The organism is Limnospira sp. PMC 1279.21 (assembly GCF_032349615.1).
GTDB classification, from domain to species: domain Bacteria; phylum Cyanobacteriota; class Cyanobacteriia; order Cyanobacteriales; family Microcoleaceae; genus Limnospira; species Limnospira fusiformis.
Map to the genome: position 1 here is coordinate 1 of NZ_JARPLU010000152.1, position 10,885 is coordinate 10,885.

11 protein-coding genes and 1 pseudogene are annotated in these 10,885 nt (G+C 45.4%); 5 read left to right on the forward strand and 7 right to left on the reverse strand.

All coding sequences use genetic code 11. The features are described from left to right. Positions 1 to 180: hypothetical protein (locus P5683_RS18995; RefSeq protein WP_315641969.1), on the forward strand; the 180-nt coding region annotated here is incomplete at its 5' end. A 567-nt stretch (positions 181 to 747) separates the two neighbouring features. Beyond that, positions 748 to 2,025, forward strand: a pseudogene (gene iscB / locus P5683_RS19000) (RNA-guided endonuclease IscB). A 51-nt stretch (positions 2,026 to 2,076) separates the two neighbouring features. Here the strand turns inward: iscB and P5683_RS19005 are convergent. Next, positions 2,077 to 2,484, reverse strand: coding sequence for a hypothetical protein (locus tag P5683_RS19005; protein WP_006621222.1), 408 nt, complete (start codon positions 2,482 to 2,484; stop codon positions 2,077 to 2,079). A 7-nt stretch (positions 2,485 to 2,491) separates the two neighbouring features. Beyond that, on the reverse strand, positions 2,492 to 3,637 hold the full coding sequence (locus P5683_RS19010; RefSeq protein ID WP_008057492.1) for a peptidylprolyl isomerase: 1,146 nt from the start codon (positions 3,635 to 3,637) through the stop codon (positions 2,492 to 2,494). A gap of 158 nt (positions 3,638 to 3,795) precedes the next feature. On the opposite strand from P5683_RS19010, the gene P5683_RS19015 reads away from it, so the two are divergent. Then, positions 3,796 to 4,716: a glutaminase gene (locus P5683_RS19015; RefSeq protein WP_006621220.1), complete on the forward strand. Its 921-nt coding sequence runs from the start codon at positions 3,796 to 3,798 to the stop codon at positions 4,714 to 4,716. Between the two features lie 24 nt (positions 4,717 to 4,740). Here the strand turns inward: P5683_RS19015 and P5683_RS19020 are convergent, their stop codons facing one another. Both P5683_RS19020 and P5683_RS19025 read right to left on the reverse strand, forming a co-directional pair. Beyond that, positions 4,741 to 4,950, reverse strand: a complete 210-nt coding sequence (locus P5683_RS19020; RefSeq protein WP_155839087.1) for a hypothetical protein — start codon at positions 4,948 to 4,950, stop codon at positions 4,741 to 4,743. Continuing rightward, a complete protein-coding gene (locus tag P5683_RS19025) occupies positions 4,938 to 7,742 on the reverse strand; it encodes a CHAT domain-containing tetratricopeptide repeat protein (RefSeq protein ID WP_193520368.1) in 2,805 nt (934 codons plus the stop codon). The genes P5683_RS19020 and P5683_RS19025 overlap by 13 nt, the downstream gene beginning before the upstream one ends. 16 nt (positions 7,743 to 7,758) lie before the next feature. On the opposite strand from P5683_RS19025, the gene P5683_RS19030 reads away from it, so the two are divergent. Further along, complete coding sequence (locus P5683_RS19030) at positions 7,759 to 8,772, forward strand: FecR domain-containing protein (protein WP_235677617.1); 1,014 nt, start codon at positions 7,759 to 7,761, stop codon at positions 8,770 to 8,772. A gap of 247 nt (positions 8,773 to 9,019) precedes the next feature. Then, positions 9,020 to 9,670 (forward strand): hypothetical protein, encoded by a 651-nt coding sequence (locus tag P5683_RS19035; RefSeq protein ID WP_006621217.1) that lies wholly within the window; start codon positions 9,020 to 9,022, stop codon positions 9,668 to 9,670. 232 nt (positions 9,671 to 9,902) lie between these two features. Here P5683_RS19035 and P5683_RS19040 read toward each other — a convergent pair whose 3' ends face one another. From P5683_RS19040 to P5683_RS19050, 3 genes are all read right to left on the reverse strand, one after another. After that, the gene (locus tag P5683_RS19040; protein ID WP_006669848.1) at positions 9,903 to 10,043 is read right to left on the reverse strand and encodes a hypothetical protein; all 141 of its coding nucleotides are present in this window, start codon (positions 10,041 to 10,043) and stop codon (positions 9,903 to 9,905) included. 9 nt (positions 10,044 to 10,052) lie between these two features. Beyond that, entirely contained in the window at positions 10,053 to 10,292 is a 240-nt protein-coding gene (locus tag P5683_RS19045) for an antitoxin (RefSeq protein ID WP_006621216.1), read from the reverse strand. Positions 10,293 to 10,508: 216 nt separating this feature from the next. Further along, positions 10,509 to 10,838, reverse strand: a complete 330-nt coding sequence (locus P5683_RS19050) for a hypothetical protein (protein WP_315641971.1) — start codon at positions 10,836 to 10,838, stop codon at positions 10,509 to 10,511. Positions 10,839 to 10,885: the final 47 nt, after the last annotated feature.

Sequence of the window (10,885 nt, forward strand, 5' to 3'; positions counted from 1 at the left end):
CCTATTACGCTACTCAATAATGACGATGGTTCAAGCCAGACATTCGGTTTCCCTAATCATGGATGGTTGGCAGTGGTCTCGATTCTGGTGTTAGGTTACACCTCGGAGCCTTCCGTTCCCCGCTTCAGTCCTAGGATTGTGAGTCCCAAAACTGGGGGTGGCTATCGCTTTTACCCTTAGCACCTTTATCATAACTTTCTCATTATGTTAAGAATTATTACGATTTGTTACAATGTGCCTTGACCCTGGGTTCCCTGCCTTGATTTGGTATCGTATGATACAAATCGTCGGGACATATAAACAGTTATAGGGATGTTCAGGAGTGCGCTCCTTATATTCAACCGAGGGGTTTAAGTCCCTACCGGGCGGTTATTTCAGGTATCTCAACCCTATTTCATGCCCGAACGTTTCGCACCTTTCGTATCCATGATAACATTTTTTTCTTCCCAAACGTTGTACTTATCAAAAAAAACGAACAGTTGACCACCAGCTATTAACTCTTGCATAAAATCCGGTAATTTCCGGCAGGAGCCGGAAATTACTCCTCACAGAGTCTGCAAGATGCAGGTCTAGGATTAGACCTACGTTAAGGGGGTGATGACACCCACAGGTGAACGCCAGCCTGTTGCTCTGTCGTCTATCTTTAAGGAACGAGATGAGTGGATTGGCAATCTCGAGTGAGCTAGACGTAAAAAGCCCCTTTAACATGACCGAGGCAAACATTACCCCATCTGGGAGATAGCTTAAATGCCAAATTACCAAAATTACGTTTTTGTGGTTGACACACTGGGGCAACCGTTAAGTCCCACTCATCCGGCTAGAGCCAGAAAGCCTTTGAAGCAGGGTTTAGCCGCAGTCTTTAGGACTTATCCATTTACAATTATCCTCAAGAAAACCGTTGAGAACCCGGGCAATGAACCATTACGGGTCAAGTTAGACCCAGGGGCATCAGTGACGGGTATTGCCTTAGTCAGTCAGAAGACAGGTACAGTTATCTGGGGGGCTGAATTGGCTCATAGAGGAGATAGAATCCGAGCCAAGTTAGCTGCACGTCGCCTGGTTCGCCGCCACCGTCGTTGCCGAAAAACTCGTTACCGTCAAGCCAGATTCAATAACAGAAAGCGCCAAGAAGGATGGTTGGCTCCCAGCCTCAAACATCGAGTTGAAACCACCTTGACCTGGGTAAATCGACTGATTTCCTCATGTCCGATAACGGACATATCAATGGAGTTGGTACGGTTTGACACCCAAAAGCTGCTCAACCCGGAAATATCTGGAGTTGAATACCAGCAAGGGGTGTTGTTTGGATACGAGTTGAGAGAATATCTCTTGACGAAATGGCAACACCAGTGTGCCTACTGTGGTGGCCAAAATATCCCTTTAGAAATCGAACACATTCAGCCAAAAAGCCAGGGTGGTTCCGACCGAGTTAGCAATCTGGCTATTGCTTGCCATAAATGCCATCAGAAAAAAGGTTCTCAGGCAGTCGAGCAGTTTCTGGAAAAAAAACCCGAAATCTTGAAGCGGTTGCTAGTTCAGGCCAAGGCCCCCCTGAAAAATGCGGCGGCCGTCAACTCTACCCGATGGGCATTGTTTAACGGCCTGAAGCTAACTGGATTACCCATTGAAATTGGCACTGGAGGTTTAACAAAATATAATCGGACGGTTCAAGGACTACCGAAAACCCATTGGCTAGATGACGCTGATTGTGTGGGAAAAAGCACCCCGACCCGGTTGAAAATCAAAACTCATCAGCCACTACTAATGACTTGTTTTGGGCGTGGTGGCCGTCAAAAAGCGGCTCCTAACAAGAGGCTTCCGATTCGCCATAACCCATTAAAACCAATTAAGGGATGGCTTACCGGGGATATAGCCAAGCATAAGACATAAGGAATCGGTAGAATCACCCCGTCGAGTCGTGGCAGTTTTGTTTTAACCAAACCTGACCAAACTCAGTTTTCAGTGAAGCCAATAGATTTGAAACCTGTTTTTAGGAGAGATGGCTATTTGTATAAATTTTCCTGAGTTTTCCGGTAATTACCAGGTTATAGATATACTGATTTTATGGTGGGGGTTTTACCAATCCTGATTAGGCGATCGCTCTGGAAACTGCTTAGGAAGCCGTAGGCGGGGAAATCGATAGAAGGTATTACCATCTTGATCAAACTCAGGAATAGCAGCAAATACCCCGGCTTGTCGGTCTAAATATTCTTGAGCGACATCAGCACTAACCCGCGCCAAAGCGGCTAATTGAATTAAAGAAATTTCGCCATCTTGGGATTCAATTAATTGATAAAAAGCATGATCAAGCTGGCGTTGTTCTTCCCGTTTAGAATTGATATTAAACAGGAATAATCCCACGAGAACACCCAAAGCAGCCACAGATACTAATTCTAAAATAGCCATAATAGCTGGCACAAATGATGAGAGAGTACAATCATCGATAATAGTGGGTAGTGGCAATTTATTAATTGCCACTTTCAAGGCTTGGTTAAGCGGACTTCTTAGGTTGAACCAAATTTTCTAACCCTTGAATGACCTTAGCAGATGCGATCGCATCACCCTGTGTCAAATTCCGCAAAACTTCCTTACCTTCGGTCACATATCCAAACACAGAATAGCGACCATCAAGCAAATTAAGTCCCGCCGGAGTCAGTTCTGGTTCAAACAAGAAGAAGAAAAACTGAGAAGAGCCGCCGTCCGGGTCACTTTCAGGACGAGCCATAGCGACAGTTCCATAAGCAGAAAAGGGCAAAACTGGCTGATCACGATAACGACCCGCCGCCTCTAGGGTAATCCCATAAGTAGGCTCATCGTCCCCACGCACCAAAATTTCCAGAGGAACAGCCCTATATTCGCCTGTGTCGGGGTCAATAAATCCCTCCTCTGGACCGGGTGGATCTCCGACTTGCAAAACATAGGACTCTTCGGAGCGGATAAACTCCAACCCATCATAAAACCCACGTTGCACCAAATCCACAAAATTACCGGCCGTTACCGGAGCGCTATAACCATCGACGACGAGGGTAATATCGCCTTCAGAGGTAGTCATCTTGACGGTAGCACGGCCTTTGAGTTGGGGGATATTGGCATATTCTGCGGGGACCTCAAAAGGAAATTCTCCAACCATCATTTCCTGAAGCTGAGTCACCTGAGACAACATAGAGGCGCGGGTTTCTAGAAGTGTTTCACCATCTTTAACATCCAAAGCCGATCGCATTCGCTCAATTTCGGCTCTGAGTTCCTCAATAATAGCCTTAGCTTCAGCTTGGCGCGCGTCGGGGATACTAGCCAAAATATCCCCTTCATTGATAGATAGAATCCTAGCAGCAGTGGTAATATCTCCCTTAATAGGACTCCAGCGTTTACCCCTAATGCGATCAGCAATCTCTTCAAGGCTACCCTGAAATTTGCGAATCGGCTCATTGTCAATAGGGAGAGCATAGCGCAGGAGAGCCTTACCATCAGTAATAGCATTACCAGCAGGTAAGACACTTTCCCGTTTTGGCGTACTATTGCCGCCATCCCACCAAGCGGCGCTCAGACCGACGGAAAGAACACACAGCAATAGGGCAATCAGGCCAGTTTTCAGCCAGCGTTTACAGGTATTCATTATGGACTTGGACAAATTCAGCATAAATTATTATTTTTTTCCCTAACCCATCTTGCCATATTCCGGCGCAGTTCAGAGAAACTATAGCAGCCAACAGATAACAAACTCAATCTGGTGGTTTATATAACTCTCCCAAATCGGAGTCAAAATAGATAATAGAGTTTTGGTTAATCTATAAGCCTATGAATAGTCGGGCAAGATTGAGTTTAAACCTGGTGCAACTAGAGACATGGGTTGAAGCTGCTAAGTCTCGCAGCGATGAAGGCAGTTTACCGACCTATATTCCTCAGTTAGCCATAGCCTGTCCCAAGGCATTCGCAGTTCAAGTTTTAGATTCCCAGGGGAACTGTTATTTATTAGGCAATGGTGATCTGAGATTTTCCCTGATGAGTGTGGTTAAGCCATTTCTGTTGTTGTATATGTTGGTAGAGTTGGGGGGCGATCGCATATTTGCACAGGTGGGAATGGAACCTTCTGATTACCCGTTCAATTCTCTGGAACAATTGCAGGCTGATGGTGGCTGGCCCCGTAATCCTATGATTAATAGTGGTGCGATCGCTTTATCGGCGTTGCTTCCTGGCCCTGATGGACAAACACGATGCCAAGTATTATGTGATTGGTTAAATCATTGGGGCGGCTGTTGTCTGCAATTGGATCACGATACGCTCAATTCTGTGCGTTCGGCCCCCAATTCTCGTAATGATGCCATCACTACGGAATTATATCACCGGGGGACTATTTCTGATGCGATCACTGCTATTGATGCTTACAATCATATTTGTTGTTTGTCTGCCACAGTGGAAGATCTGGCTAAATTGGGGATGTTATTATTGCAGCCTCCTCAACCGACTTGGATAGAACCCTGTAGACAGGTGAAAGCATTGATGATGACCTGTGGGTTATATGAAGCCTCTAGTCGATTTGCGGTCCGGGTGGGAGTCCCTACTAAGTCGGGAGTCAGTGGGGTGGTTTTATCGGTGATTCCCGGTTGGGGGGCGATCGCTTGTTATAGTCCTCCTCTTGATGATACCGGAAATTCAGTAGCCGGTTTATTTTTAATTGAAGAAATAGTGCGATCGCTTAATCTGAGTATTTTTAATTGAATCCTTAATCAGGTACGCAGTTCATCACTTCCTAGGTCTTTGATGAGCAAGCGATCGCGTACAATTCCATAATTGACTATCTGGTGCGTCAGGTTCATTCATTCCCATAACACTTATTATACAAGGGTCTGACGCTACCAGTTCATCAATCCTTAATATAATACGCGGTTCATCACTTCCTGGGTTGGTGATTATGAAGCGATCGCGTACCCACCATCTCGCTAATTTTGCCATTCTCCCTGAATAGTAAAACCCGCCCAATAATAGGGAGAATGCCATTGAGAGTTTTGCCAGATTTCAATTTGTGCTTGACGAAGTGCGGCGGCGGGGGAGAGACCATTGTCGAGCATATAACGATAGAATAACACCATTAATTCTGCTGTAGCTTGGTCATCTACACTCCATAAACTCACCACCACACGCGCCGCGCCAGCATACATAAATCCCCTCGTAAGTCCCACCAAACCTTCTCCCCTAACCTGTTGCCCTAAACCCGTTTCGCAGGCACTTAAAACCACCAAATCAGCGGGTAAATTTAGGTTAAAAATATCATGTAGTCTCACAAAACCATTGACAGGCTGACCGTCAGGATTAACCAAGGAAAGCACCAAGCCAGACAGTTCAGGATTTTGGCTGTTGAGTATCCCATGAGTAGCATAATGAATAATTCTATACTGACTCATTTTATCACTGATAGCCACCTCGCGGGTAGCCGCAAAACCATATTCTTTGCTAAAAGATTCTGCGGGAAATAAAGATACAATTTGTTCGGCTTCCGTCTGTGTAAAAGGTAGGCGGTCAAATAAGATGCCGGACTCTCGCGCCGATTGCTCTAAATCAGGAGGCAAAGAAGTTGAAGTAATCTCATTATTATTATGCAATCTTTCATCATTAGTGCCAAACACCGGATCTGCCAAAATTGCTAAGTATCTTTCTGCTGGTTGCCGGCCAAAAAGTTCATTTCTCAGAACCGCTAAAGCGGAAGCAGATGGGAGAGTTACGACTTCTCTGGTAATAATTAATGGTCGATATTCTTCATCACTGGATTGATAAGCGAGGGCGACAAAAGGAACAAAGTTTAAGACTCCATAAGGTACTATTAAAACCCGACTTTTATCAGTATAATTAGATAAGGGTTCGAGGAGAATTTGACCCAAGTTTTTACCAGCATTTTCTGCTAAAGTTCGTCTAATTCTGAGATTGCCAAAAATGAAACTATCCCTAAACCTCTTGGTTTCGGCTTCTAAAACTTCTCGACCTGGGAGTTCATAACTACTAATATAGTTGTGAGTAACTATCCAGAGAAAACTCCGTTTTTCTCCAACAAAATAAGCCAACAATACACTGTCTTTGTCGATAACGCTTTCTTGAATTTCGGCTAAATTTAAGGGTTCTGGTTGAGTTAGGGCGGCATAGCGGGGACTGGTAGCGCGAATTTGACCGAAAATACTGCGGTATTTAATTAGTAGCTGTTCTAATTCATTATCAATGGCGGTTTTTTGAGAGTCTGTATGTTGTTGACTGAGTAGTTGAATGCGACGTTCTTCTGCAGCGGCTAATTGTTGCTGAATTTGTTGTTTTTCAGCTAGTATTTGCGGGTCAATACCTCCTTGAACTTCTCCGGAAATTTCGGCTAGTAAATCTAAAAGCGATCGCGCTTTTGCTCGTTCACTAACTGCTAAGGCTAAACCATCATATCCTTGTCCCGGATTTTGTTGATGGAAGTCCATTAACAAGTCAATATAAAACTCATAATATTCTTGTTTGGATGCAAAAAATGAGGTTCTTAAATCTTGGCTAACTACATTAGTCCGCAAGTCTTCTATAATCTCAATAGCGGCTTGAATAGCCATTAAAGAATCATCTTGATTACCTAATTCCCTCTGGGCGATCGCTATTCGATATAAAGATAGGGCTTCCCGAGAGCGATCGCCAATTTCTTGGCGTATAACTAAAGCCTGCTGATAAAATTCTAAAGCCCGGTCAAACTCTCCCAGTGCAGCAGAAACCACACCGATATTATTTAAAGTGCTTCCCAGTCCGCTACGGTTGCCAATTTCCTCCCATAAAGGTAAGGCTTGCTGATAAGACTGTTGTGCAGCATTCCAGTTTTCCAACCTAGTATAGGTAAAGCCAATATTATTAAGAGTAGTAGCCTCTCCGCGAAGATCGCCAATTTCCTGATATCGTCCTAAAGCCTGTTGAAAACTTTGTAAAGCCGGCTGGAAATCATCCTGAGACTCATGATATAACCCTATATTATTGAGGGTACTAGCTTCGCCACGGACATCATTTAACTCTTGCCACAAACTAAGCGATCGCTTATAATAATCTAAACTCAGTTCAAAATTTCCCAAAGCATCATAAAGCAAACCCAAATTATTCAGACTACTAGCCAATCCTACCCTATTATTAGCCCGTTCGTGTAATTCTAAGGCTTGGGTGTAGGCTTCCAGGGCTTCTTGAAACTTCCCTAAAGGTTCATAAACCGCCCCCAAATTATTTAAAGCGTAGGCTTTCCCCCGGAGATCTCCCCCTTGAGTATAAAAAATAATCGCCTGTTGATAGACTTCAACTGCTTTCTGATAATTCCCTAACTCATAGTGAATTTTGCCAATTTGGTTGAGGCTATAGGCAGCATCCAAAATGCGATCGCTACTCTGATAATAACTCAAAGCCTCCTGATAAGCCTCTAAACTGGCTCGCAAGTCCCCCAAGGTCTTATAAACTAATCCCAAACCCAGGAAAGTCTCAGCCGCCTGAGACCCTAAACCCAGTTGTTGATACAATATTAGGGCTTGGTTAAGCTCAACCAGGGCTTGTTGTAGAGATTCTGGAGATCCCTCTTGTACTAATTTTACCCCCGCAGCAAAAGCGGTATCAGCCTCTGTCAGACGTGGATCTGGGGTAGTAACCTCCTCACCTATGGCAACTAAAATCGGAGTAAATCCGACTAAAGCTAAGGAGACCACAGCAACTAAGGGGATAACCCGGCGGGTAAATTGCGTAAACTGAAGCGACAGCATAGATTTAATTAGGAAAATGGTAACAACAGGGACGAGTTGGCTAAAGCCCAACGGTGACAACTTTTTCAAGTATGCCTTCTTTCTGATACCGGGAATGACGGCGATCGCCATTACCATGATGGAATTAGGTATCTTCGGGGCTATTAAACCGGCGATCGCTAATACCTCCCCATTATCCCAGGTTGACCGGACCGCCACCCGCAGTTTGATGGTAGAGGAACTCCAGGGGAGAGTTACCATTAATGGTAGACCAGCCCAATTTGGCGATCGCTTAGGGGTGGGAGACGTGATCACAACCGGAAGACGTGCGATCGCTATTTTACGAGTAGATAGCAATATCGGTGTTTTGGAATTAGCAGAAAACACCACCCTGGAAATTAGAAGCCTATCAGGACAACCAGGACTCGACCCTAACCAAGAAACCGTTGTTTTTATTTCCAAAGGTCGGGTTAGGTCTTCCATCGCCCGTTTTGTTAGCGCCCCATTCCGTAATTCTACCGCTTCTCACCCCCCCCAGGAAATCGCCGCCCTAAACTGGGAAGGAATATTTAGCCAAGACTCCCAAAACTCTGAAGAGTCTGTGGAAACCTCCCCTTTTCGAGTAGAAACCCCTGTAACTGTCGCCGGAGTTAGGGGAACTTCCTTTGGGGTCGATGTTGGACCAGATGGTAAAACGGGTATTAGCACCGTTGAAGGTATTGTGGGCGCTTCCGCAGAGGGACAAGAAACCCAAATTAACAGAGAAAAATCCTCCGTAGTTAACCTTAACCTACCTCCCACTGCTCCTGATCTAACTCCACCTTTGTCTGATTTACAAGTGTTTCAGGTAACGCGACTTAGCCCTAGGAGAGCTAGAATTGTAGGACAAGTTGATCCGATGGATATAGTTGATATTGATAATCGGGCGATCGTCACGGATTCTGAAGGTAAATTCGATTTAATCGCCAACCTCCCCCCGTCTCGTCGCTTCCGCATTGTGGTCAGAGGTCCCGCCGTCCGAGAAAGAGAATATTCTGTGCCTGTTCCCTAAAATCTCGGTTAATATTTAACCCAGATAGACTATAGAGACAGGGTGAGCGCTGATGTGCTAAATACCGCCAGTACAGCCTAATTAACCTACCCTGTCGCTCAACTAAGCGATCGCCGTTTCCGTCAGCTTTTTGCCAACTTTAACTGTCCGGGTTAAACAAATTTCTCCAGAAATTGTGAACTAAATTCAAACAACCCACGTCAATAGAGACAAATCAATTAATTTACACCCGAGGATAATGTAAACTATGTTCCACCAAAAACTCTACCGTTCTGCTACATCTATCTTCCTCACCCTCGGTTTAACTACTGGACTAGCAGCCCCTCTATTGCTGCATCAAACCGTAGCGCGCGCCCAACAATTACCGGGTTCTCTACAACGGGAAAGAATTTCCGCCGGAACAACTATCCCCGTGGAATACCCAGAAGCTGATAGAATCGTTCTCACCCCCACAGAAACGACCGCTCTGACTATGGTAGTCGCCCAAGATATCCGTACTAACCAAGGACGGGTTTGGATACCCGCAGGGGCGGAAATTGTTGGGGAATTGCGACCCGCTTCTGGTGGTTCTCAGTTTGTGGCTAATGAGGTGATTATCAGCAACAATCGCCGATATCGTCTTGATGCTAATTCTAACGTTGTCACCCGCACGGAAACCGTCCGTCGTGGTCCTTCTGCTGGTAATATCCTTAAAGGTGCTGCTGTGGGTGCGGCGGCGGCGGCGGCTTTGGCGGGGGTACTCGGAGATAAAGCGATCGCCACTGAGGAAGTTCTCGGCGGCGCGGGACTAGGGGCTCTGGCGGGAGTCTTCATTGGTCGCGGTCAGGTGGATGTCGTTGTGATTAACCCAGAACAAGATCTGACCCTGACAATGCGATCAGATGTACTTTTCCGCTAAATTCATCCAGAATAGTTAAAAAACCCGGTTTCTGCACCTGGCTCGCCTGCCACCTCGGAAACCGGGTGTCTACTACTATCTGTCGTCTTTAAAGTGTTAAGTTTATAGCCTCAACCAACTCCATCTTAGACAGTAGGAATTAACCTAATTTGAGATTAAATCATGCTCTTCGCTTAAACCAAAGACATCCTATGCCAAATCTTGTATTTTCAAAGCAACCAATTATCTAACTTCATCGTAGTTCACACGCCACAATGATGCTAGTACAAACGCTGTCTTCCCAGACATCTACAATATGCTGGAAAATCCGACCTTGAGGATGTCTGACCAAATCTGACAGGATATTTGTATCAAGGAGGTATTGATAGGTCATTGGGTGGTACTAAAGTGTGATGTCATCAAGGGGAAGTAACCCCTCATCTATATTAGGGAAATCATCCGTAATGTCTGGCAACGTAGTTAGCAAAGAAAGGAGAGAATTAGCAGGAATGGGTTCAATGATTAAGCGATGACCTGCTTTGCGTAACAAAACTTCTGTACCCGATAGGGCAAGTTCATGGGGAATGGTTAGGACTTGATCTTGTCCATTTGTTAGTAAGGAAACATGACGAGAGTTTTGCATAAGTGACCTCTTTGTTGTTTCAACTGTCAGAAAATCGGTGAAAATCTATCTCTGTATCTGCTAGTTTGGCAAGAATATCGGGAGACCGGGAGAATGAATTATCCCAGAGCGCGAAGCGATCGCATCTTGCTCATCAGCAGGCAAAGTTTTCAATTAGGCGATCGCACCCTCAAGCAACTCAGTCATTGCCACTTCACCCAGAACTTTGTACTCATTCTATCCATTATCGCGGCTCTCAGGCAGATTGAGCATAGCGCGATCGCGCTCTTGGAAAGCGGGTAGACTTCCCTGAGCCTGCCAATGTTGTCCTCTGCCAAAAATCGAGCCGCGATCGCATCTTGTTGGTCGGGTGGGAGTTGTTGGATTTGGGCGATCGCCTGTTGAAGATGGTTTCCCGTCGGGGTCGGTAAGCGAAGCTATGCCCAACGGGCTTATCGCTACTGCTTCTACCCGGTTACTATGTCCTCCCATGGCTTCCCCTGGTGCGATCGCCATTTCACCCGGTGCGATCGCCGTTGATGCAGATTTGCTAGAATTGAGGAGCATGATTTAATCTCAAATTAGGTTAACATTTTACGGCAATACGGTATAAA